Genomic DNA, 23518 nt, shown 5'->3' on the forward strand with positions numbered 1-23518 from the left:
GCCGGACTATAACGCGACCGATCGGACCCCACCGAACCCCTGAATCGCCGACGATTCACTAAGCTCGCGAGCATGGTCGAACAAGCGCCGTCCACCGTGTACATCGCCTCGCCCGAGGGCGACACCGGAAAATCTACGGTGGCACTGGGTGTCCTCGGCATGCTGTGCGCGACCACCGCACGCGTCGGCGTGTTCCGTCCGATCACCCGCTCCACCGACGAACCCGACTACATCCTCGAACTGCTGCTCGAGCACAGCACCGCCGATATCAGCTACGAACAGGCCATCGGCGTCACCTACGAGGACGTGCACCGCGACCCCACCGCCGCGATCAGCGACATCGTGATGCGTTTCCACGACGTCGCCAAGGCCTGTGACGCGGTGGTGATCGTCGGCAGCGACTACACCGACGTCGCCAGCCCGAGCGAGCTGCGCTTCAACGCCCGGATCGCGGTGAACCTGGGCGCGCCCGTCCTGCTGGTCGTTCGCGGCGCGGAACGGACGCCCGGTGAGGTCAAGCAACTGGTCGAACTGTGTACCGCCGAGCTCACCACCGAGCACGCCCACCTGGTCGCGATCGTCGCCAATCGCTGCGCACCCGACGAGCTCGACGACATCGCGACCGCACTGGCCGGTTTCGACGTGCCGTCCTGGACGCTGCCCGAGGTGCCGCTGCTGATGGCGCCGACCATGGGCGAGCTGTGCGAGGCGATCGACGGCGAAATCTACAGTGGCGACCCGGAATTGCTGCAGCGTGAGGCGCTGCGCATCATGGTCGGCGGCATGACCGCCGAACACATCCTGGAGCGACTGTCCGACGGTGTGGTGGTGATCGCTCCTGGCGACCGCTCCGACGTGCTGCTGAGCCTGGTGAATGCCCATGAGGCAGAGGGGTTCCCGTCGCTGGCGGGCGTGATCATGAACGGCGGCCTTCGCCCGCATCCGGCCATCGCCCGGCTGATGGAGGGCCTGCACCCCAGGCTGCCGATCCTGGCCACCGAGCTGGGGACCTACGACACCGCCAGTGCCGTGCACGGCACTCGCGGCCGGATGTGGGCGGGTAGCCCGCGCAAGGTCGACACCGCGCTCGCGCTGATGGAACAGCGGGTGGACGCGCCGGAACTGTTGCGGCGCATCCAGGTTCCGTCCTCGACCGTCGTGACGCCGCAGATGTTCGAGTACCGGCTGATCGAACGCGCCCGCGCCGACCGCAAACGCATCGTGCTGCCGGAAGGCGACGACGACCGCATCCTCCGCGCCGCCGGCCGGGTGCTGCAGCGCAAGATCGCCGACCTCACCATCCTCGGTGACGAGACGTCGGTACGGGCCCGCGCCGCCGAGTTGGGTGTGGATATCGCCGACGCTCAGGTGATGGCGCCGCGCACCTCGGGCTACCTCGACGAATTCGCCGCCGAATACACCGAATTGCGCAAGCACAAGGGCATGACGCTCGAGCGCGCGCGCGAAACCATGTCCGACATCTCGTATTTCGGCACCATGATGGTCTACAAGGGGATCGCCGACGGCATGGTCTCCGGTGCCGCGCACACCACCGCGCACACGATCCGGCCCTCGTTCGAGATCATCAAGACGGTGCCGGGCGTCTCCACGGTGTCGAGTGTGTTCCTGATGTGCTTGGCCGATCGTGTACTCGCCTATGGCGATTGCGCGGTGGTCCCCGATCCGACCTCGGAGCAGCTGGCCGATATCGCGGTGTCCTCGGCGGGCACGGCGGCCCGTTTCGGGATCGACCCCCGGGTGGCGATGCTGTCCTACTCGACCGGCGCATCCGGCACCGGCGCCGACGTCGACAAGGTGCGCACGGCCACCGAACTCGTGCGTGAGCGTGCGCCGGAACTGCCGGTGGAAGGCCCCATCCAGTACGACGCGGCGATCGAGCCCGCCGTCGCCAGCGCCAAGCTGCCCGATTCCGAAGTGGCGGGCAAGGCCACGGTGTTCGTCTTCCCCGACCTCAATACCGGCAACAACACCTACAAGGCGGTGCAGCGCAGCGCCGGCGCGGTCGCGATCGGGCCGGTGCTGCAGGGTCTGCGCAAGCCGGTGAACGATCTTTCGCGCGGCGCGTTGGTCGCCGACATCGTCAACACGGTGGCGATCACCGCCATCCAGGCTCAGGGGGATGGCAAGTGAGTGACCTGGTTCTGGTACTGAACAGCGGCTCCTCGTCGATCAAATATCAACTGCTGCACGCTGTCTCGGCCCAGGTGCTGGCATCGGGCCTCGTGGAGAAGATCGGCGAGTCGCACGGCGGCAGGATCGTGCACGAGGCGGGGCCCGCGAAACTCGACTACGACGGGGCGATACCCGACCACAGAGCCGGTCTGCTGCGGGCGTTCGAGATGTTCCGCGAGACCGGCCTCGACCTGACCACGATCGGCATCGGCGCGGTCGGGCACCGGGTGGTGCACGGCGGCGAGGTGTTCTGGGAACCGACCCTGATCACCGACGATGTGCTGCACGCGATCGACGAACTGTCGGTGCTCGCGCCGCTGCACAATCCCGCCAATGTGGTCGGCATCGAGTCGACGCGGGAGCTGCTGCCCGGCATTCCCGAGGTCGCGGTCTTCGACACGGCGTTCTTCCACACCTTGCCCGACGCCGCCAAGACCTACGCGATCGACGCGAAACTCGCCGCGGCCCACGGTATTCGCAAGTACGGCTTCCACGGGACCTCGCACCAGTACGTGTCGGAGAAGGCCGCGCAGTACCTGGGGAAACCGGCCGAAGAGCTGAACCAGATCGTTTTCCACCTGGGCAACGGGGCGTCCGCTTCGTCGATCCGCGGGGGCATCGCGATCGACACCACCATGGGGATGACCCCACTCGAAGGTCTGGTGATGGGAACCAGGCCGGGCGATCTGGATCCCGGTGTCACGCCGTATCTCATGCGGGCGGCCGATCTGGACGTGAGTCAGGTGGAGCAACTGCTCAACCGCAGTTCCGGCCTCAAAGGCATGAGCGGGGTCAACGACTTCCGCGAATTGCAGCAGCTCATCGACAGCGGCGACACCCAGGCGAAGCTCGCCTACGACGTCTACATCCACCGCCTGCGCCGCTATCTCGGCGCCTACCTGGTGGAACTCGGCACCGTCGACACCATCATCTTCACCGCCGGTGTGGGGGAGAACAGCTCGGCGGTGCGCGCCGACGCACTGGCGGGTCTACAGGCGCTCGGTATCGAAATCGACCCGACCCGCAATGAGAAGAGAGCACCGGGCATCCGCCGCATTTCGCCGGAGTTCGCCCCGGTGACCGTGCTGGTGGTCCCTACCAACGAAGAACTGGCCATTGCCCGCGCGGCCCACGAGCTGGTCGGCGGGCACTGAGCTCAGAACCAGGATTTCGGTCGTAGCGAGTTCGCCAGATCGACGAGGGCGTAGCGGTGCGTCCGGTCCGGGGCGTTGCGGGCGAGCGAGCGCAGGCCGGATTCGGTGCCGTCGCGCAGTTCGCGTTCGGTGAAGGCGCGGCCGAACAGCTTGGCGTCCTTACGTTTCGGTGTGTTCCCGGCCTGTAGCCAGGCCAATGCCGAGCCCTGGACCAGCGTGCGCATGAGGGTGGCGCGGTGCTCGCCCGCTGGGATGGACTGGGCGCGCGAGGCGGCCAGCCGCAGGATCTGCTCGTCGAGTTCGGCGACGGGAGAGCTGGTGAGCAGCAACAGGATCGCCGTGGTCTGAGCGGTGGTGAAGTGGCGGGACGCGGCGGGCACATCGTCGAGGGCGTGGACCGCTTCGCCGACTCGCCCGGCCACCGCCAGTTGTCTGGCCAGGCCGAATGCCGCGCTCACCACCGCCCTGTCGGTGCGCCAGACAGTGTCGTAATAACGTTCGGCGAAACTTCGCCACTGTTCGGGAGCGTCGGAATCCCAGTGTTGCAGAATGAGTTCCGCGGTGGCGGCCAACGCCAGCTTCGGCGCGATCTCGCCCGGCAGCACTCGCAATACCGCCTCGAACGACGCGAAGGCGGCCTCGAAGTCGAGTTCGAGCAGATGGGCCTGACCGGTGAACCAGTCGGTGCGCCAATCGGATTCGCTGGGCACCCGATCGAGCATGTGCAACACCGCCGCCGACTCGCCCAGTTCCAGCCGCGCTCGCGCCTCGGCGAAGAGCAATTCGCCCGCCAGGGTGTCGGGTGCGTTGTCCGGATCGGCCTCGGCCCGCTCGCGGGAGTCGTGCAGTGCCTCGAGTACCCGCTCCGGCTCTGGATTGGCGGTGGCGGCCAGCAGTGGTGCCGACGGATCGGCGGGGTCGATCAGCGGAATCGGCAGTGCAGCCACCACATCGCGGGAATCCAGCAGCGGCGAGCGACCCACACCGTCGAGATAGGCGTCGGTCTGGCTGATCAGTTCCTCGGTCCCGAAGCTGGTGCGCTGTGGACTGAACACTGTGGACAGCTGTGGATGTTCCGTGCCGGTGTCGTAGGCGAGGATCTCGCGCAACACCCCGGCCAGCTGCGCCGACATCGCCCGCGCCGACGGAAAACGCTGTGCCGGATCGGGATCGGTGGCGGTGAGCAGGAATCGATGGAAGAACTCGTAGCGGGCCAGCAGTGGTTCGTCGGCGGGGTCGGGGATGCCGTCGAGGTAGCGGCCGTGTTCGCTGGGCAGCGCCAACGTGAGCGCGGCGATCGTCCGGCCCACGGTGTAGACATCGGAGGCGGGCGTCGGCCCGGTGCGGGCGATCTCGGGCGCCTGGAAACCCTTGGTGCCGTACAGGTTGCCATAGGCGTCGATGGTGGCGACCGCGCCGAGGTCGATGAGCTTCACCTGATCCTCGGTGACCATCACGTTGTCGGGCTTGAGGTCGTTGTAGGTGAGGCCGATCGAATGCAGATGTTCCAGCGCGGGCAGGATCTCCAGCACATACGCGATGGCCTCGGCCAGCGGCATCTGCTCGCCACGTGGCCTGGCATCGAGAATGTCGCGCAGCGAATGCCCGCCCACATACTCCATCACGATGTAGCCGATGGACCCGTCACCCGCGGTGTGCTCGACGAAGTTGTGGATCTTGACGATGCTCGGGTGCGCCACCTCGGCCAGGAACTGGCGCTCGGCCACCGCGACGGCCTGCGCCTCGGCGTCACCCGCGTGCAGCAGGCCCTTGAGTACCACCCACCGATCGCTCACATTGCGGTCGATGGCCAGATAGATCCAGCCGAGACCGCCGTGCGCGATGCACCCCTGGATCTCGTACTGCCCGGCGACCATATCGCCCTCGTGCAGCGACGGCCGGAAATCGTAGGCGGCCCCGCAGGTTTCGCACTCACCGCTGGTCGAGGCGGCTCGCGCCGGCGTCGACCGCCCGACCGGATTGCCGCAGCGCCAACAGAACCGACGGCCTTCCGAGACCATCGGATCGGCCAGCACGGCGTCCCGAGGGTCGGCCGGGGTGACTGTCGGAATCGGCACCAGCCCGGCGCCGAGCCGCCGCGTGGGCCGCGACCTCGCGGTCCGCACACTGCGCCCCGACCGCGCGGTACTCACCCCGGTCTGTGGCGCGGACGGCCAGGAATCGGACGTCGCTCGTGCGCCGGGATGATCGTCGCGCTGGGCTGCCTCGGTCGCCGCGTGCGGTGCGTTCACCGGAACCCGCTGTGCCGCTTCGGTCGCCGCGTAGGGCGCGGTTTCGGCGGGGCGATGTGCCATTTCGGTTGCCGCGTAGGACGCGGTCTCGCGGGTGCGCTCGGCCGCCGCGTTCGGGGCCTCAGGGGCGCGTTGCGTCGCTTCGGTGGGGACATACGCGGCGGATTCTTGTGCCGTCGGCGCGGGGCGGCTCGCCCGCTGCGTAGCGAGATGGTCCCGCGCGTGTTGCGAGGCTTCGACGTCGGCCGGGGGAACGTCGCCCTGTTGGACGGGTCCGGACGCTTCGGCGCGCCGGGTGGCATCGGTCGCGGGGGTCTGGTCGCGGCTGCTCGCCTGCTTCCTGGCGAACTCCGAGGCGGCCTCGGCGGTGAGTTTGGGCAGCGGCCGCGTCTCGTCGTCGCCGGGCAGCGTCCACCCACCGGGCAGCGTGCCAGGACGGTGGCGCTGGGTCAGCTGGGTCGGCTCGCGCCGTTCCTGGTCGTCCGGTGCCGCGGCGTGGGGTGTCGATTCGGCGGGTGCCGGGTCGTGGTCGGCGTCGTGCCGGGCTCGGGGGTGCACCGGCGATTCGGCGGGCACCTGATCCTCCGGGGCCGGATCGCGTCGCCCTGGCTCTTCGCTGGTCGGGTTCGTGCTCATGGCCGTCAGTCCTGGTACTTCGGTGCGGGCGGGCTCGGCGTCTCGCCGAGCGTCGCGAGCCAGCGGCGGTGGATGCGGGTCCAGGTGCCGTCGTTGCGGATGCGGTCCAGGGTGGAGTTGACGAAACGCACCAGGTCGTCGTTGCCCTTGGGAATCCCGATGCCGTACGGCTCGGCGCTGATGCTCCCGCCCACCACTTCGGTGTAGGGGTCCTGGGCGGCCAGGCCCGCCAGGATCGAGTCGTCGGTGCTCACGGCGTCGACCTGGCGTTGTTGCAGCACCACCAGGCAGTCGGCCCAGGTGGGCACCGTCAGGATCGTGGCGGCAGGCTGGTCGCGGCGGATGTGGTCGAGCGAGGTGGTGCCGCGCACCACGCACACCCGCTTGCCCGCCAGATCGGCCAGGCCGTCGATGCCCGAACCCTTCACCGCGAGCACCCGCTGGTCGGCCCGCAGGTACACCGTCGAGAACGCCACCCGCTGACGTCGCTCGCAGGTGATCGTCATCGTCTTCGCGATCAGGTCGACCGTGTGATCCTGCAATGCCCGCTCGCGCTCTTCCGAAGCGAGACTGCGGTATTCGATCAGATCAGGATTGCCGAGCAGGTCGCGGGCGATCTCGCGGGCGATGTCGGCGTCGAATCCGACGATGCGACCGGTGAGTGGATCGCGGAAGCTGAACAGGTTGCTGCCCGCGTCCAGGCCCACGACGAGCCTGCCGCGCGCGCGAATGGCATCGATCGTCGGGCCGGTGGCGGTGCTCGGTCGCAGACTCGCGGTCGGATCGCCACACTGTTCGCCGCCGGTGGGCGGCACCGGGGTGTCGGTGCCGATCGGAATGGCCTTGGCGGGCAACGGAGGTTCGGAATAGACACCCCGCTCAGCGGGCGCGGGGGCGCCCTCGGAGCAGCCTGCGAGCAGTCCGGCCAGCATCAGTGCCGCGATAACTCGGCCGCGCCTCATCGGTACTCCCGCAGTCGCGGCCACAAACCGAGCGCAACGCATGCCGCCGCCGCGATCCCGAGCACGAACGCGCCGGGGGCGAGGAACGACAGCACATCGATCGCCTGCGACACCCTGGCGCGCAGGGTATCTCGCGTCACCGCGCCCGCCTTGTCCAGTGCCCGATCGAGTGCGTCGACCTGGGCGGCGGAATCGGCGGCGCTCGGACCGGTCGCGACGGTGGCCGCGCCCACGAAATCGCCCCGCTGGAGGGTGTCGTTCATCCGCTGGTGGGCCGACTGCCAGCGGGTGAGCGCGGCGCGCGCGTGCGCCACCTCGTCGCGGGCAGGCGCGTCCGCGGGGTAACCGGCGAGCAGCTCGTTGAGCCGGGTGGCGTTCGTATCGAAGGTGCGGTCGTAGTCACCGGTCGCGTCGCGGCGGACCAGCTTCACCATTTCCGCTGATCTGGCTTGCTGCACGAGGATTCGGCTCTCGGCCAATCGTGCCGATGGCACCGCGCCCTCGTCCCGGCAGCGAATCATCGCCACCGCGGAGAGCGAACCGGCCGCCACCGTCCAGATCAGGGTCAGCGCCAGCGCGCCGGTGCCGACCAGCAAGCCCATGTTGAAGAATCGGCGCGAGCGCCGCGCCAGCTCGACCTGCACCCAGATCAGCGCGCCGAGCGCCACCACGAGCAGCACGATCGCCGTCCACGGTGGTTGCACGTGCCGGTACTGCGCGGCGGTGACCGCGTCGAAGCGGTGGTCCTCCAGCTCCTCGGCCATCGGCAGCAGTCCGGTCTGCATCTGATGTGATGCCTCGCTCAGATAGGCCGCGCCGACGGGATAGCCGTTGCGATTGTTCACCCGCGCGGTCTCGATCAGCCCGCTGTAGACGGGCAGCCCGGTCGCGATGCCGGTACGCAGGCGGCGGTCGGTGCCCGACGGATCGGCCGCCTCTTCGTCGGAGACGTGCCCGGCCTGGGTCACCAGTTCGGCGGCGGCCTCACCGATGGCCTGGGTATAGCGGTCGCGCACCGCTTGGGGTTCGAGTCCGCCCGCGATGAACGCGGTGCCCGCGGCGGCGTCGGCGATGGAGAGCGAGGTGTAGAGGTGATTGGCCGAATGCGCGTCGGGTTCGGTGTCGTCGAGCAGGACGCCGAGAGCTTGCTGACGCTCGCTCACGGTCGTCGAAGTCACCGCGCCCGCGGTGACGCACAGCACCATCAGGACCAGTCCGGCGGCAACGAGCCGACCCGGCGAGGACTGCGCGAAGCTGCGCAACCGGGCGGGTTGGAACTGCGCGCGCAACGCTCTGACGTCGGGCGCGGGCGGCCGGTCGACCGGCGCGGCCGGTCGGCGCAGCGGCGCCCAGCGTGGTGTCACCGGCGCCGCGCCGACCGTCTCGGAGTGCTTCGCACCCGTCGTGGCCTGCGGTGACGGGCGAACACGGACGGCCGCCACCTCCGTCGAGGCATTGCGATTCCCCGGTTCGACCATCGTTCACCTCCCGGCGCTGTCCGTGCACACCTACCTGTGCGGAGTTTATTGTGGGCCTACGGGTAGCGCAGCCCCTCACACACCCCCGCAGCGGTTGCTGTCCGGCTGCTCGGAGGAAAGAGTATGGGATGCGCGGCGACGGAGACGGCTGGTTCAAGGGCCCCGATGGGGCCAAGCACTGGGGAAAATACGGTGCGGCGGGTCTGCTGCTGCGCGCACCGCTGCCCGGTGGCGGGTCCGCGGTGCTGTTGCAGCACCGGGCGCCGTGGAGTCATCAGGGCGGCACCTGGGCGCTGCCCGGTGGGGCGCGTGACTCGCACGAGTCGCCCGAGCACGCGGCGGTCAGGGAGGCCGAGGAGGAAGCGGGCATCGCCGCCGCCGATCTCAGGGTCAGGGCCGAGCGCTTGACCATGACCGCCCCGAGCGGCTGGACCTACATCACTGTCGTCGCCGACGCCGACAAGCCGCTGCCCACGGTCGCCAACAAGGAGAGCGCCGAACTGGCCTGGGTCCCCGAGGACGAGGTCGCCGATCTGCCGTTGCATCCCGGCTTCGCCGTCGCCTGGAACGAACTGCGCGCGGTGCCGTTGCGCGTGCGCCTGGACGCCGACGCCGAGCTCGCGCAAGCGCTACCCCGCACAGTCGAACTGCCCGACCAGGGCTTCTTCTGGCTGCACGCGCGGGTCGACGGCCCCGGCGTCGAAGTCGTTCTCGACGGTGAGCCCACCGAAGGCCCGGTCCTCACCCGGGCAGACGTTCTCGCCTGAGTCCGTACCTCCTCGACCCGACTGCGCGCACATCGCAGCCACGCCGGTCGTGGCACTCAGTCAGCGGCGAGGAGGGCTTGCTTCAGTTCGCGAGCCGCGGCTTCCGGATCGGCGGCTTCGGTGATCGCACGGACGACGACCACGCGGCGGGCACCGGCGGCCAGCACCTCGGGGAGTCGTTGCGCGTCGACGCCGCCGATGGCGAACCAGGGGAGGGTGGGATGGGACTCGGCGGTCGAGCGGACGAAGTCGACGCCAGCGGCCTGGCGGCCGGGCTTGGTCGGCGTGGTCCAGATCGGGCCGGTGCAGAAGTAGTCGAGGTGGCCGTCGATCGCGGCCAGACTCGCCTGGTTGCGGTTGTGGGTGGAGCGGCCGATCACCACATCGGGGCCGAGGACGCGTCGCGCGTAGGACGGCGGCAGGTCTCCTTGGCCGAGGTGCAGCACATCGGCGCCCGCGGCGAGTGCGATATCGGCGCGATCGTTCACCGCGAGCAAGGCGCCGTGGCGACGGGTCGCGGCCTTGATCTCGGCGAGCGCACCGAGCTCGGCCTTCGCCTCGAGCGGCCCGAATTCGGCCTCGCCCGGCGATCCCTTGTCCCTGAGCTGCACGATGTCGACTCCGCCTGCCAGCGCCGCGTCGACGAAGCGGGACAGATCACCTTTTTCCCGCCGCGCATCGGTGCACAGATACAGCAGTGCACTCGACAGGCGCTCCCTTGGCGGGACGGAACGGTTCGGATGGGAGGGCTGCACGTTCTCGACGGTAGTCGCGCTACCGTTGGAGTGCGAACGCCGTGGCGGGCGGTAGGCGAAAAAGACAGGTGGAACGGGATGCGAACTCTGGCGGTCGTTGGCGGCGGCGCCGTCGGACTTGCCGTCGCATGGCGGGCCGCCGAGGCGGGCTGGACGGTCACCGTCTACGACCCCGAACCCGCGCGCGGCGCCTCCTTCGTGGCCGGTGGAATGCTGGCGCCGCTGTCGGAAGGCTGGCCGGGGGAGGACCGGGTGCTCGCCTTCGGCGCGGCCGCGCTGGCGCAGTGGCCCGCTTTCGCCGAACGGCTCCGAGCGGTCTCGGGTGAATCGATGTTCGTGGCCGAGGAGACGCTCACCGTCGCCCTCGACAGCGCCGATGTCACAGACCTGCGCACCGTCTCGGACTGGCTGGCCGGCTTCGGTCACGATCTGCGGGTGCTCGATCGTGCGGGAGTCCGCGCGCTGGAACCCGCGCTCGCGCGTACCGTCCGCGCCGGCCTGCACGCGAAAACCGAACCCGCCGTCGACAATCGGCGCGTACTGCGTGCGCTCCGATCCGCCTGCGCCGGAGCCGGTGTCGAGATCCGTGCCGAAGCCGTTGCCGCGCTGGAGGAGCTACCGCACGACCGGATAGTCCTCGCGGCGGGCGCCCGCTCCGCCGAGCTCTGGCCCGGCCTGCCGGTGCGTCCGGTGAAGGGTGAAATCCTCCGGTTGCGTCGCAGGCCCGGCGTCAGCCCGCCACCGACCAGGGTGATCCGCGCCCGGGTCCACGGCAGGCAGGTCTACCTGGTCCCCCGCGAAGACGGAATCGTTGTCGGTGCAACACAATACGAGGCGGGCTTCGACACCACCGTCACCGTCGGCGGTGTCCGTGACCTGATCGCCGACGCCGAAACCATCCTGCCCGGCATCGCCGAATACGAACTGGCCGAAGCGAACGCGGGCTCGCGGCCGGGAACCCCCGACAACCTGCCGCTGCTCGGCCACCTCGACGACCGGGTCGTTGCCGCCACCGGTCACGGCCGTAACGGCATGCTCACCCTCGCGCTCACCGCGGCGGTCGTGCCCGCGCTGCTCGACGGCGAGACCCCCGTGGTCGTCGAAGCCGCAGCACCTCAACGTTTTCCGGCATCGCAGATGCCATCTCTGTCGCAAGGAGGAGTTCGATGACCTCGACCATTCCGATCGGCGTCACCGTCAACGGTGTCGACCACGAGTTCCCCGAGCCGCTCAGCGTCCGCGAACTGCTGACCAAGCTCGAATTGCCCTGCCAGGGTGTGGCATTGGCGGTCGACGGCGCGGTCTTCTCGAAGTCGCGCTGGGACGAGCCGGTCGGGCGCGGCTGGACCATCGAGGTGCTCACGGCGGTGCAGGGTGGCTGAGTCGCCGTTGCGGATCGCCGACAAGGAGTTCGGCTCCCGCCTGATCATGGGCACCGGGGGCGCCGAAAACCTCGCCGTCCTCGAACAGGCGCTGATCGCCTCGGGCACCGAGCTCACCACCGTCGCCATGCGCCGGGTCGACGCCGCGGGCGGCACCGGCGTGCTCGACCTGCTCAAGCGCCTCGACATCACCCTGCTGCCCAACACCGCGGGCTGTCGCACCGCCGCCGAAGCCGTACTCACCGCCCAGCTGGCCCGTGAGGCGCTCGACACCAACTGGGTCAAGCTCGAGGTGGTCGCCGACGACCGCACCCTGCTGCCGGACCCGTTCGAGCTCCTCGACGCCGCCGAGAAGCTCGTCGACGACGGTTTCGTCGTCCTGCCGTACACCAACGACGACCCGATCCTCGCCCGCCGCCTCGAAGAAGCGGGCTGTGCCGCGGTGATGCCGCTCGGCTCCCCGATCGGCACGGGCTTGGGCATCGGCAACCCCCACAACATCGAGATGATCGTCGCCGCCGCCGGGGTCCCCGTGATCCTCGACGCGGGCATCGGCACCGCCAGCGACGCCGCTCTCGCCATGGAACTCGGCTGCTCGGCAGTCCTGCTCGCTACCGCCGTGACCAGGGCGAAAGAGCCCGAACTCATGGCGTCGGCCATGTCGGCCGCCGTGCGTGCGGGCTATCTGGCCAGGCAGGCGGGCCGTATCCCCCAGCGTTTCTGGGCTCAGGCTTCTTCCCCAGCCGTCTAGGGGTCGAGGGTCATCCTCGAGGATGACCCGACTCGCTACTTCTCGGCGACGCGCGGCACGGCGATCGTGAGGCAAGCTGGGGCGCATGATCGAGCTGAAGGGCCTGACGAAGCAATTCGGCCAGACCGTCGCGGTGCAGGACCTCACGTTCACCGTCCGACCAGGACTGGTGACCGGGTTCCTCGGACCCAACGGTGCCGGTAAATCGACGACCATGCGGATGATCCTCGGATTGGACAAGCCGACGGCGGGCAGTGCGCTCATCGACGGCAAGCAGTACCAGCAGCTGGAACGCCCGCTCACGCAGGTCGGCGCGCTGCTGGATGCCAAGTGGGTGCATCCGAACCGCTCGGCGCGCGCCCATCTGGAGTGGCTGGCCGCCTCCAACGACATCCCGAAGTCGCGGGTCGAAGAGGTCCTGCGACTGGTCGGCCTGTCCGAGGTGGCGAACAAGAACGCGGGCGGATTCTCGCTCGGTATGTCCCAGCGTCTCGGACTGGCGGGCGCGCTGCTCGGCGACCCGAAGGTGCTGCTGTTCGACGAGCCGGTCAACGGCCTCGACCCGGAGGGCATCCTGTGGATCCGCCGGTTCATGCAGCGCCTGGCCGCCGAGGGACGCACGGTGCTCGTGTCGAGCCACCTGCTCTCGGAGATGTCGCAGACCGCCGAGCAGCTCATCGTCATCGGTCGTGGTCAGCTGATGTTCGACGGCACCACCCAGGAGTTCATCGACCGCGCGTCCGAGCAGTCGGTGCGCGTGCGCAGCCCGCAGCTGGATCAGTTGCGTAGCCTGCTCACCTCGCACGGCATGACCGTGAAGGAAGACGGCGACGCCGCGCTGATCGTCGCGGGCGTCACTTCCGACGAGGTCGGCAAGGTGGCGGGCACGAACAACGTCACGCTCTACGAGCTGGCACCGCAGCAGGCCTCGCTCGAGGAAGCGTTCATGCGGATGACCGGCGGCGCCGTGGAGTACCACGGTGAAAGCTTCGATCAACAGGCGATGGGAGGTGCGCTCTGATGGGCGTGCTCGCAGCGGAACGAATCAAACTCACCTCCACCCGCTCGCCCTGGTGGTGCTCGGCGGTCGTGGTGGTGCTCGGCATCGGCCTCGCCGTGCTGATCGCCTTGGTCACCAACGCCGACTCCACCGGGGATTCCGGCGAGGGCCCGCCGTTGCTCACCCCGAGCGTGGCGGTGTCGGGTGTCGCCGGCTTCGGCGTCATGGTCCTGATGATCATGGCCGCGCTGACGGTGACCAGCGAATATCGCTTCGGCGTCATCCGCTCCAGCTTCCTCGCGGTCCCGAACCGATCCAAGGTCGTGCTGTCGAAGACCGCGCTGGTCGGTTTCTACTCGGCCGTGCTCACCGGTGTGCTCGCGCTCATCGCGTTCATCGTGGCCAAGCTGATCACCGGTGACGACGCTCCCGGTCTCGTGCTCGACGGCAACTGGCGAGCCATCTACAGCGTGCCGATCTACGCGTTCCTGTGCGTCATGCTCGCCATCGGTGTCGGTGTGCTGGTGCGCCAGTCCGCCGCGGCGATCTCGCTGATCGTGCTGTGGTCGCTGCTGCTGGAGAACCTGCTCGGCGCGTTCGGCAGCTTCGGCCGCACCGTCAAGCCGTTCCTGCCCTTCCAGAACGCGAACCGTTTCCTGAGCGTCGAGGAGTACGCGGGCGACTGGCACTGGGGCGTGTGGGGAAGCCTGATCTACTTCGCCGTGTTCGTGGCGATCGTGTTCGCCGGCGCACTCGTGCTGGTCAACCGCCGCGACGCCTGACAATCCTGCCCGGGCCGCCCTCGCATTGGCCCGGGTCGCGAGGGCCGCGACCTTGTCGGGAGGTCGCCCCTGCACGAGCCCCCGGCGTCCGCTGCCCGGACGCCGGGGGCTCGCGCATATCCAGTGAGTACCTGGGTAACTCGCCGGGCACGGGCGAACGCGCCCACGCACGGAACCGCCGGACGCGTCACCTCGTCCCCACTCACCTGAGTCTGGCTGGAAGTCTCGGGGAGGCGGATCGGCTAACCTTTGAGCGTGAGTGAAACGCCTTCTGGCGGGGTGAATCCGCGGCGGCGCGACGCCGCGGACGTGTCCATCCCGTTGGAGCCGATCGTGAGTGAATCCGCCGAGTCCGACACCGATGCGCGCGCGAGCCGCAAGCGCGCCCAGATCTCGTCGAAGCTGCAAGCGGCCAACCGCCGGGCGGACCTGATCGGCGCCTTACGCAAGGCGCGCCACCAGCTGCCGGGCGACCCGTCCTTCGGCGACCCGCTGTCGGTGACAGGACCCGGCGGTGCGCGCGCGGTGGCCCGGGCGGCGGACAAGATCGCGGGCGGCGCCCCGACCGCGGCCAGGGAAATCGGTTTCGGTGCCCTACAGGTGTGGCAGGCGGGGCTGGAGCGGATCGGGCGTGGGCGTGGCTCCGAGGAGGTGACCATCGTGTTCACCGACCTGGTCGGGTTCTCGAGCTGGTCGCTGTCGGTGGGCGACGAGCGCACCCTGGAACTGCTGCGCAAGGTCGCCAAGGCCATCGAGCCGCCGATCGTCGAGCGTGGCGGTCAGGTGGTCAAGCGGATGGGCGACGGCCTGATGGCGGTGTTCTCCTCACCCGATCGTGCCGTGCGCGCCGCGCTGGCGGCCCGGCGCAATCTCGCCGGGGTCGAGATCAACGGCTACACCCCGCGTATGCGGGTGGGCCTGCACACCGGCTCGCCCCGGGAGATCGGCGGCGACTGGCTCGGCGTCGACGTCAACATCGCCGCCAGGATGATGGAGGCGGGCGGTAACGGCAACACGATGATATCCAGCATCACGTTGGCCGCGCTGCGCCCGGAAACCCTCGATGAGCTGGGCGTTGTCGCCAAACCCTACAAGCGGAACTTCTGGGCGGCGCCGCTGAACGGCGTCCCGGAAGACGTCAGGATCTTCAAGCTACACACGTCGGGCTGAGCGCTTTTCCAGCCGATCCTGTTCCTTCCAGTACTCGCGGAAGGCCTTCTGGGTCGGGGTGGGCTTGTCGGTCAGCGCCTGCCAGTTCGTCGAACGCACGAAGTCGATGATGAGCAGCACCGGCAGGATGAACGCGTGGAAGAAGATCAGGTAGTCGCCGCCTTCGAACACGAACCACAGGTATCCCGCGTACCCGAGGAACGCGATACCGAACACCGCGTTGAGCCCGCGCGAGAGCTGGCTGCGCCCGTTGTCGACGTTGGCCATGATGATCATCGCGAGGCCGCTGAGCGCGAGCAGGCCGACATACCAAGTGAACATGTGGGCAAGCCAACAGCCCTCGCCTTGCCCTGATCTTGCGAAAGTCTTGCTACTCCAGCCAGAGCGCGGCGCCGAGGCCCGCGAGGACAGCGGCGACGATCAAACCGATCGCCACCGGGCGGTTGTTCTTCCAGGTCGTGTACGCGCCGCCGAGCAGGAATCCGGCGAGGGCGAAGAGGAGGACGGACAGCATGGGTTCCATCTTGCCTGGTGGATTGCATGGAATTAACAAGCACGCATGCTTGCTTTTTTTCTGAACCGCTGCGATCCTGGGTGCCATGAGTGCTCTCTCCGCTGACCCGGACCTGATCCGGATCGGGAATTGTTCCGGGTTCTACGGTGACCGGCTCAGCGCCATGCGCGAGATGCTGGAAGGCGGTCAGCTCGACGTGCTGACCGGCGACTACCTCGCCGAACTCACCATGCTGATCCTGGGCCGCGACCGGATGAAGGATCCGAGCCTCGGCTACGCCAAGACCTTCGTCAAGCAGATCAAGGACTGCCTCGCGCTCGCGCTCGAGAAGAACGTCCAGATCGTCACCAATGCCGGCGGGCTGAATCCGGCGGGGCTGGCCGAGCAGTTGCGCAAGGTCGCCGCCGAGCTCGGGCTCGACGCCGAGATCGCACACGTGGAAGGCGACGACCTGGTAGCGCGTGCCGCCGAACTCGACCTCGGTCAGCCGCTCACCGCGAACGCCTATCTCGGCGCGTGGGGGATCGTCGAGTGCCTGAACTCCGGCGCCGATATCGTCGTCACCGGCCGCGTCACCGACGCCTCCGTGATCGTGGGTCCGGCGGCGGCCCACTTCGGGTGGGCCCGTACCGATTACGACGCGCTCGCCGGTGCGGTGGTCGCGGGCCACGTGATCGAGTGCAGCACTCAGGCCACCGGTGGTAACTTCGCCTTCTTCACCGAACTCGGTGACATCGGCCGCCCCGGCTTCCCGATCGCCGAGATCCGTCGCGACGGGTCCTGCGTGATCACCAAGCACGACGGCACCGGCGGCGCGGTCACTGTCGACACCGTCGAAGCCCAGCTCATGTACGAGATCCAGAGCGCGCGCTACGCCGGACCCGACGTCACCACCCGCCTGGACAGCATCGTGCTGAGCCAGGAGGGTAAGGACCGGGTATTGATCAGCGGCGTCACCGGTGAGGCCCCGCCGCCACAGCTCAAGGTCTCGCTGAACACCCTCGGCGGCTTCCGCAACGAGATGTCGTTCATCCTCACCGGACTCGATATCGAGGCCAAAGCCGCACTGGCACAACGACAGCTGGAATCCTGGCTGCCGGACAAACCCGCCGAGCTCACCTGGACCCTGGCTCGCCTCGATCGCCCCGACGCCGAGACCGAAGAGCAGGCCAGCGCGATCCTGCGCTGCGTGGTGCGCGATGCCGACCCGAACAAGGTCGGTCGCGGGTTCTCCAGTGTCGCTGTGGAATTGGCGCTCGCGAGCTACCCGGGCGCCAGCTTCACCGCGCTGCCCGGAAACGGTTCGCCCTACGGTGTCTTCACCCCGGGTTTCGTCGACGCGCACGAGGTGCCGCATATCGCCGTGCTGGCGAACGGTACCCGTGTCGACATCGCCCCCGCTACGGAAACCGTTGTCCTCGAACCTGTTTCCGAACCCGAACTGCCCGCACCTCCGCCGCCCGCCGAAACCCGTCGAGTCCCGCTCGGCACTATCGCGCTCGCGCGCAGCGGCGACAAGGGCGGCGACGCCAATATCGGCGTGTGGGTGCGCACCGACGACCAGTGGCGCTGGCTCGTGCACACCCTCACCGTCGAGAAGCTGCGAGAACTTCTTCCCGAGACGGCCGACCTGACCGTCACCCGCCACGTGCTGCCCAATCTGCGCGCGGTCAACTTCATCATTTCCGGGCTGCTGGGCAAGGGCGTCGCCTACCAGGCACGTTTCGACCCGCAGGCCAAGGGGCTCGGCGAATGGCTGCGCTCCCGCCACATCGATATGCCGACGGAGCTGTTCGCATGACCTCAGTTTGGGAAACGCCGGAGCGAAAAGAGCTGCGCGCCACTGTGCGCGGGTTCGTCGAACGGGAGATCCTGCCCGACCTCGATGCCTGGGAGCGGGCCGGCGAACTACCGCGCGAGCTGCACAAGAAGGCAGGCGAACTCGGCCTGCTCGGCATCGAGTACCCGGAATCGGCGGGCGGCGAGGGCGGCAACGCCATCGACTCGGTGATCGTGGGCGAGGAGATCCATGTCGCCGGTGCGTCCGGCGGCCTGTGGGCCTCGCTGCTGACCTGTGGAATCGCGCTGCCGCACATGATCGCCTCGGGCAACCAGGCCCAGATCGACCAGTGGGCCAAGCCGACGCTGGCCGGTGACCTGATCGGTTCGCTGGCTATCACCGAACCCGGCGGGGGTTCCGATGTCGGCCACCTCACCACCACCGCCGTGCGCGACGGTGAGGACTTCATCATCAACGGCGCCAAGACCTTCATCACCTCGGGCTGTCGTGCCGACTTCGTCGTCACCGCGGTGCGCACGGGCGGCCCTGGCGCGGCCGGTGTTTCGCTGATCCTGGTGCCGAAGGACACGCCGGGCTTCACCGTCAGCCGCAAGCTGGAGAAGATGGGCTGGCTGGCCTCGGATACCGCCGAGCTGTCGTACGTGGACGTACGGGTGCCCGCCTCGAACCTGGTCGGCGCCGAGAACAGCGGCTTCGCGCAGATCGCCGCCGCGTTCGTCAGTGAGCGGGTGGGCCTCGCGGTGCAGGCGTATTCGCTGGCCCAGCGCGCGCTCGACCTCACCGTGCAGTGGTGCCGCGATCGCGAGACCTTCGGCCGGCCGCTGATCAGCCGTCAGAAGGTGCAGATGACACTCACCGATATGGCACAGCGCGTGGATATCTCGCGCACGTACACCCGGGCGCTGGTCGAGCGCTACGTCGCCGGCGACGAGAACCTGATCGCTCAGGTGTGCTTCGCCAAGAACAACGCCGTCGAGACCGCCGAATGGGTGGCCAACCAGGCCGTGCAGTTGCACGGCGGGATGGGCTACATGCGCGAGGCCGAGGTCGAGCGCATCTACCGCGATGTGCGCATCATCGGCATCGGCGGCGGCACCAACGAGATCCTGACCATGCTGGCGTCGAAAGTATTGGGGTACCAGTCGTGACGACCTTCCGTTCCCTCATCGACACCGCCTCGCCCGAGTACACCGCGGCCGCCGAGGCGATGTCCACCAAGCTCACCGAGGTCGAGGCGGAGTTCGCCAAGGCCATCGCCGGTGGTGGCCCCGACAAGGTGGCCCGGCACCACAAGCGCGGCAAGCTGACCGCGCGTGAGCGCATCGAACTGCTGCTCGACGAGGACTCGCCGTTTCTCGAGCTGTGCCCACTCGCCGCGTGGGGCAGCGACTTCCACGTCGGCGCGTCGACGATCGCCGGCATCGGCCTCGTCGAGGGCGTCGAGTGCATGATCGTGGCGCCCGACCCGACGGTGCGCGGCGGTACGTCGAACCCGTGGACGCTGCGTAAGACACTGCGTATCAACGACATCGTCCGGGAGAACCGGCTGCCGGTGATCTCGCTGGTCGAGTCCGGCGGCGCGGACCTGCCGACGCAGAAGGAAGTGTTCATCCCGGGTGGCGCGATGTTCCGCGACCTCACCCAGGCCTCGGCGGCCGGAATCCCCACCATCTCCCTGGTTTTCGGCAACTCCACCGCCGGTGGTGCCTATATCCCCGGTATGTCCGACTACGTGGTGATGGTCAAGGAAGCCGCGAAGGTCTTCCTCGCGGGCCCGCCGCTGGTGAAGATGGCCACCGGTGAGGACTCCGACGACGAGACCCTCGGCGGTGCCGAGATGCACGCCCGCACCTCCGGTCTGGCCGACTACATGGCCGCCGACGAGCAGGACGCGATCCGCCTCGGCCGCAATATCGTTCGTCGCCTGAACTGGAAGAAACAGGGACCGGAGCCGCGCGCGGAGGTGATCTCGCCGATCTACGATCCCGAGGAACTGCTCGGCATCGTGCCCTCGGACCTGAAGATCCCGTTCGATCCCCGCGAGGTCATCGCCCGCGTGGTCGACGGTTCCGACTTCGACGAGTTCAAGCCGCTCTACGGCTCGAGCCTGGTCACCGGCTGGGCCGAGATCAACGGCTACCCGATCGGCATCCTCGCCAACGCGCGCGGCGTGCTGTTCTCCGAGGAATCGCAGAAGGCCACCCAGTTCATCCAGCTGGCCAACAAGAAGAACACGCCACTGTTGTTCCTGCACAACACCACCGGCTATATGGTCGGCAAGGAGTACGAGCACGGCGGCATCATCAAGCACGGCGCGATGATGATCAACGCGGTCGCCAACTCCACGGTCCCGCACATCTCGCTGCTGATCGGCGCCTCCTACGGCGCCGGGCACTACGGCATGTGCGGGCGCGCGTTCAACCCGCGTTTCCTGTTCGCCTGGCCGAGCGCGAAATCCGCCGTCATGGGTGGGGCGCAGCTGGGCGGCGTGCTCACCATCGTGCAGCGCGGCGCGGCCGAGTCCAAGGGCCTGCCGTTCGACGAGGAGGCCGCCGCCGGTCTCGCCGCGATGGTCGAGGCGCAGATCGAGGCCGAGGCCATGCCGATGTTCCTGTCGGGCAGGCTGTTCGACGACGGCATCATCGACCCCCGCGACACCCGCACCGTGCTGGGAATGGCTCTGTCGGCCGTTCACACAGCCCCGATCAAGGGCGCCGAGGGCTTCGGCGTCTTCCGAATGTGAGATGCGCTGTGGCCATTACGAATGTCCTCGTTGCCAATCGTGGTGAGATCGCTCGCCGCGTCTTCGCCACCTGCCGTCGGATGGGCATCGGCACCACCGCGGTCTACTCCGATGCTGATGCCGCGTCGCCGCACGTGTCCGAGGCCGACGCGGCGATCCGGCTGCCCGGAAACACCCCGGCCGAGACCTATCTGCGCGGTGAGCTGATCATCGAGGCCGCTTTGTCGGCCGGTGCCGACGCGATCCATCCCGGCTACGGATTCCTCTCCGAGAACGCCGAATTCGCGCGGTCCGTGCTCGACGCGGGTCTGGTGTGGATCGGCCCGCCGGTCGCGGCGATCGAGCAGATGGGCTCCAAAGTCGAGTCCAAGAAGATGATGGACGCCGCCGGTGTCCCCGTCCTCGCCGAGCTCGATCCGGCCGAGGTCACCGACGCGCACCTGCCCGTGCTGATCAAGGCGTCCGCCGGTGGTGGCGGACGCGGTATGCGCGTGGTGCGCGAGCTGGGCGAACTGCAGGATCAGATCGCGGGCGCTCGGCGCGAGGCCGAGTCGGCCTTCGGTGATCCGACGGTGTTCTGCGAGCGCTACCTCGAGACCGGCCGTCATATCGAAGTTCAGGTCATGTCGGACACTTTCGGCAAGACCTGGGCCGTCGGCGAGCGTGAGTGCTCGATCCAGCGTCGTCATCAGAAGGTCGTCGAGGAAGCGCCGTCGCCGCTCGTCGAGAAGATCGACGGCATGCGTGATCGCCTGTTCGAGGCGGCGCGTCTGGCCGCCGAGGCGATCGGGTACGAAGGCGCGGGCACCGTCGAGTTCCTGGCCGACGAGAAGGGTGACTTCTTCTTCCTGGAGATGAACACCCGTCTCCAGGTGGAACATCCGGTCACCGAGCAGACCACCGGGCTCGACCTGGTCCGCCTGCAGTTGCAGGTGGCGTCCGGCCTGCCGCTGCCCGCGACCCAGCCCGCCCAGCGTGGTCACTCGATCGAGGTTCGCCTCTACGCCGAAGACCCCGCGCACGACTGGCAGCCGCAGAGCGGTCCGGTGCACAAGATCGAGATCCCGTTCACCGCCGGTGAATTCACTGTTCTCGACCAGCCGGGCGTGCGCCTGGACACCGGTGTCGTCGACGACTCGGTGGTCGGCGTCCACTACGATCCGATGCTCGCCAAGGTGATCTCCTACGCCGAAACCCGCGCGGAGGCAGCACATCTGCTCGCCACCGCGCTCCAGCGCGCCAAGATCCACGGCCTGGTCACCAACCGCGACCTGCTCGTGCGCGTGCTGCGGCACCCGGCGTTCCTCGCCGGTGACACCGACACCGCCTTCTTCGCCACCCACGACCTGGCCGTGCTCGCGGCGCCGCTGGTATCGGAGGCCGATGAGGCATTGTCGATTGCCGCCGCGGCACTTGCCGATTCGGCTGCCAATCGCGGCACCTCGCGCCTGGCCGGACTCACCCCGAGTGGCTGGCGCAACCTGTCTTCGCTGCCGCAGACCAAGTCGTACGAAAGCCGGACCTCCGGCACCCACGAGGTGCGCTACCGCTTCACCCGCACGGGTGTGGCGGTCGAGGGCCACGACGGTCTCGAGCTGATCTCGGTCGCGCCCGATCGGGTAGTCCTCGGTGTGCCGAATGAACGTGGTTCGGTGCGCAGGCAATTCGAGATCGCCCGCTACGGCGATCACGTCGCGGTCGACTCCCCGCTCGGCCCGGTGGCTGTGCGCAGGCTGCCCCGCTTCACCGATCCGTCGGAGCAGGTGGCCGCCGGTTCGCTGCTCGCGCCGATGCCGGGCAGCGTGATCCGCCTCGGTGCCGCCGAAGGCGACCACGTCAAGCAGGGGCAGCCCATTCTGTGGCTGGAGGCGATGAAGATGGAACACACCATCGCGGCCCCGGCGACCGGCATTCTCAGTGCACTCAACGTGACCGTCGGCCAGCAGGTCGAGGTCGGAACCGTCCTCGCCGTCGTCGAGGAAGAAGAGCAGGAGCAGGCATGAGTTTCATCGAGACCGAAGAGCAGAAGGCGCTGCGCGCGGCGGTCGCCTCGCTGGCGAGCAAGTACAACTACCGCGACTACGTGCTGCCGCTCTCGCGCAAGAACGAGCCCCTCACCGAGCTGTGGGACGAGGCGGGCAAGCTCGGCTTCCTCGGCGTGAACCTGCCCGAGGAGTACGGCGGCGGTGGCGCGGGCATGTACGAGCTGGCGCTGGTGCAGGAGGAGCTGGCGGCGCAGGGCGCCGGGCTGCTGCTGATGGTCGTCTCGCCTGCCATCTGCGGCACCATCATCACCAAGTACGGTACCGAGGCGCAGAAGCAGAACTGGCTGACCAAGCTGGCCGACGGCTCGTCGAAGATGGTCTTCGCGATCACCGAGCCCGACGCGGGCTCCAACTCGCACCAGATCACCACCACCGCCCGCCGTGACGGCGGCGACTGGATCCTCAACGGCCGCAAGATCTTCATCTCCGGTGTCGATCAGGCCGAGGCCATCCTGGTGGTCTCGCGGACCGAGGACCACAAGACGGGCAAGCTCAAGCCCGCGCTGTTCATCGTGCCGGTGGACGCGCCCGGCCTGGTGAAGAACGTCCAGGAGATGGACGTGATCGAGCCGGACAACCAGTTCACGCTGTTCTTCGACGACGTGCGCCTGCCCGCCGACGCCCTCGTCGGTTCCGAGGACGCGGCCATCGCCCAGCTGTTCGCCGGATTGAATCCCGAGCGCATCATGGGCGCGGCCATGGCGGTCGGCCTCGGTCGCTACGCCATCGACCGGGCGGTGGAATATGCCAAGGAGCGCACGGTCTGGAAGACGGCGATCGGTGCGCACCAGGGTATTTCGCATCCGCTGGCCCAGGTGAAGATCGAGCTGGAACTGGCCAAGCTGATGATGCAGAAGGCCGCGACGCTCTACGACACCGGCGACGAGTTCGGCGCCGCCGAGGCGGCCAACATGGCCAAGTACGCGGCCGCGGAAGCCAGCATCAAAGCGTTGGACCAGTCGATTCAGACCCACGGCGGTTCGGGTCTGACGCGTGAGGTGGGGCTGGCGGCGATGCTGCAGGCCGCGCGCATCTCGCGCATCGCACCGGTCAGCCGCGAGATGATCCTGAACTTCGTCGCCCAGCACTCGCTGGGTTTGCCACGCTCGTACTAGGCACAACGGTGGTCGCCC

At 68.5% G+C, this 23518-nt stretch carries 20 protein-coding genes; 14 read left to right on the forward strand and 6 right to left on the reverse strand.

Annotated features, from left to right (window positions below; genetic code table 11):
* Positions 1–72 precede the first annotated feature (72 nt).
* Together pta and ACFQ9R_RS31960 are read left to right on the forward strand one after the other, a co-directional pair.
* A complete protein-coding gene (pta, locus tag ACFQ9R_RS31955) occupies positions 73–2151 on the forward strand; it encodes a phosphate acetyltransferase (RefSeq protein ID WP_378996066.1) in 2079 nt (692 codons plus the stop codon).
* Positions 2148–3347 (forward strand): acetate kinase, encoded by a 1200-nt coding sequence (locus tag ACFQ9R_RS31960; RefSeq protein WP_378996068.1) that lies wholly within the window; start codon positions 2148–2150, stop codon positions 3345–3347. Before pta ends, ACFQ9R_RS31960 begins: the two co-directional genes overlap by 4 nt.
* Before the next feature lie 2 nt (positions 3348–3349).
* Here ACFQ9R_RS31960 and ACFQ9R_RS31965 read toward each other — a convergent pair whose 3' ends face one another.
* The 3 genes from ACFQ9R_RS31965 to ACFQ9R_RS31975 form a co-directional block, all read right to left on the reverse strand.
* A complete protein-coding gene (locus ACFQ9R_RS31965) occupies positions 3350–5662 on the reverse strand; it encodes a tetratricopeptide repeat protein (RefSeq protein WP_378996148.1) in 2313 nt (770 codons plus the stop codon).
* Between the two features lie 578 nt (positions 5663–6240).
* A complete protein-coding gene (locus tag ACFQ9R_RS31970) occupies positions 6241–7197 on the reverse strand; it encodes a glutamate ABC transporter substrate-binding protein (protein WP_378996070.1) in 957 nt (318 codons plus the stop codon).
* Positions 7194–8675: a hypothetical protein gene (locus ACFQ9R_RS31975; RefSeq protein WP_378996072.1), complete on the reverse strand. Its 1482-nt coding sequence runs from the start codon at positions 8673–8675 to the stop codon at positions 7194–7196. Before ACFQ9R_RS31975 ends, ACFQ9R_RS31970 begins: the two co-directional genes overlap by 4 nt.
* A 128-nt stretch (positions 8676–8803) precedes the next feature.
* Between ACFQ9R_RS31975 and ACFQ9R_RS31980 the strand changes: the two genes are divergently transcribed.
* Positions 8804–9442, forward strand: coding sequence for an NUDIX domain-containing protein (locus ACFQ9R_RS31980; RefSeq protein WP_378996074.1), 639 nt, complete (start codon positions 8804–8806; stop codon positions 9440–9442).
* A 56-nt stretch (positions 9443–9498) separates the two neighbouring features.
* On the opposite strand, the gene thiE is transcribed toward ACFQ9R_RS31980, so the two are convergent.
* Positions 9499–10197 carry a thiamine phosphate synthase gene (gene thiE, locus ACFQ9R_RS31985; RefSeq protein WP_378633686.1) on the reverse strand — a complete coding sequence of 233 codons (699 nt, stop codon included), beginning with the start codon at positions 10195–10197 and terminating at the stop codon, positions 9499–9501.
* Positions 10198–10275: 78 nt separating this feature from the next.
* Here thiE and thiO point away from each other — a divergent pair, with 78 nt between their 5' ends.
* The 6 genes from thiO (at position 10276) to ACFQ9R_RS32015 (ending at position 15282) form a co-directional block, all read left to right on the forward strand.
* Positions 10276–11367, forward strand: coding sequence for a glycine oxidase ThiO (gene thiO, locus ACFQ9R_RS31990; RefSeq protein ID WP_378996076.1), 1092 nt, complete (start codon positions 10276–10278; stop codon positions 11365–11367).
* Positions 11364–11579, forward strand: a complete 216-nt coding sequence (gene thiS, locus ACFQ9R_RS31995; protein WP_378633691.1) for a sulfur carrier protein ThiS — start codon at positions 11364–11366, stop codon at positions 11577–11579. The genes thiO and thiS overlap by 4 nt, the downstream gene beginning before the upstream one ends.
* A complete protein-coding gene (locus tag ACFQ9R_RS32000; protein ID WP_378996078.1) occupies positions 11572–12330 on the forward strand; it encodes a thiazole synthase in 759 nt (252 codons plus the stop codon). The genes thiS and ACFQ9R_RS32000 overlap by 8 nt, the downstream gene beginning before the upstream one ends.
* Positions 12331–12415: 85 nt before the next feature.
* On the forward strand, positions 12416–13351 hold the full coding sequence (locus ACFQ9R_RS32005; RefSeq protein ID WP_378633694.1) for an ABC transporter ATP-binding protein: 936 nt from the start codon (positions 12416–12418) through the stop codon (positions 13349–13351).
* Positions 13351–14112 carry an ABC transporter permease gene (locus ACFQ9R_RS32010; protein ID WP_378633697.1) on the forward strand — a complete coding sequence of 254 codons (762 nt, stop codon included), beginning with the start codon at positions 13351–13353 and terminating at the stop codon, positions 14110–14112. Before ACFQ9R_RS32005 ends, ACFQ9R_RS32010 begins: the two co-directional genes overlap by 1 nt.
* A 315-nt stretch (positions 14113–14427) precedes the next feature.
* A complete protein-coding gene (locus tag ACFQ9R_RS32015) occupies positions 14428–15282 on the forward strand; it encodes an adenylate/guanylate cyclase domain-containing protein (protein WP_378996150.1) in 855 nt (284 codons plus the stop codon).
* Here the strand turns inward: ACFQ9R_RS32015 and ACFQ9R_RS32020 are convergent.
* Complete coding sequence (locus ACFQ9R_RS32020; RefSeq protein WP_378996081.1) at positions 15265–15603, reverse strand: hypothetical protein; 339 nt, start codon at positions 15601–15603, stop codon at positions 15265–15267. The two genes, ACFQ9R_RS32015 and ACFQ9R_RS32020, sit on opposite strands and share 18 nt — an antisense overlap.
* A gap of 49 nt (positions 15604–15652) precedes the next feature.
* The gene (locus ACFQ9R_RS32025; protein ID WP_378633702.1) at positions 15653–15796 is read right to left on the reverse strand and encodes a hypothetical protein; all 144 of its coding nucleotides are present in this window, start codon (positions 15794–15796) and stop codon (positions 15653–15655) included.
* 85 nt (positions 15797–15881) lie between these two features.
* Here ACFQ9R_RS32025 and ACFQ9R_RS32030 point away from each other — a divergent pair, with 85 nt between their 5' ends.
* From ACFQ9R_RS32030 to ACFQ9R_RS32050, 5 genes are read left to right on the forward strand one after another with little or no spacing between them, the layout of a single operon-like run.
* Positions 15882–17597 (forward strand): acyclic terpene utilization AtuA family protein, encoded by a 1716-nt coding sequence (locus ACFQ9R_RS32030; RefSeq protein WP_378996084.1) that lies wholly within the window; start codon positions 15882–15884, stop codon positions 17595–17597.
* Entirely contained in the window at positions 17594–18745 is a 1152-nt protein-coding gene (locus tag ACFQ9R_RS32035; protein ID WP_378996086.1) for an acyl-CoA dehydrogenase family protein, read from the forward strand. The genes ACFQ9R_RS32030 and ACFQ9R_RS32035 overlap by 4 nt, the downstream gene beginning before the upstream one ends.
* Complete coding sequence (locus ACFQ9R_RS32040) at positions 18742–20340, forward strand: acyl-CoA carboxylase subunit beta (protein WP_378996089.1); 1599 nt, start codon at positions 18742–18744, stop codon at positions 20338–20340. The genes ACFQ9R_RS32035 and ACFQ9R_RS32040 overlap by 4 nt, the downstream gene beginning before the upstream one ends.
* Positions 20341–20348: 8 nt before the next feature.
* On the forward strand, positions 20349–22343 hold the full coding sequence (locus tag ACFQ9R_RS32045; protein ID WP_378996091.1) for an acetyl/propionyl/methylcrotonyl-CoA carboxylase subunit alpha: 1995 nt from the start codon (positions 20349–20351) through the stop codon (positions 22341–22343).
* Positions 22340–23500 carry an acyl-CoA dehydrogenase family protein gene (locus ACFQ9R_RS32050; protein ID WP_378633713.1) on the forward strand — a complete coding sequence of 387 codons (1161 nt, stop codon included), beginning with the start codon at positions 22340–22342 and terminating at the stop codon, positions 23498–23500. The genes ACFQ9R_RS32045 and ACFQ9R_RS32050 overlap by 4 nt, the downstream gene beginning before the upstream one ends.
* Positions 23501–23518 lie beyond the last annotated feature (18 nt).

This window comes from Nocardia sp. NPDC056541 (genome assembly GCF_042794235.1).
Lineage (GTDB): Bacteria > Actinomycetota > Actinomycetes > Mycobacteriales > Mycobacteriaceae > Nocardia.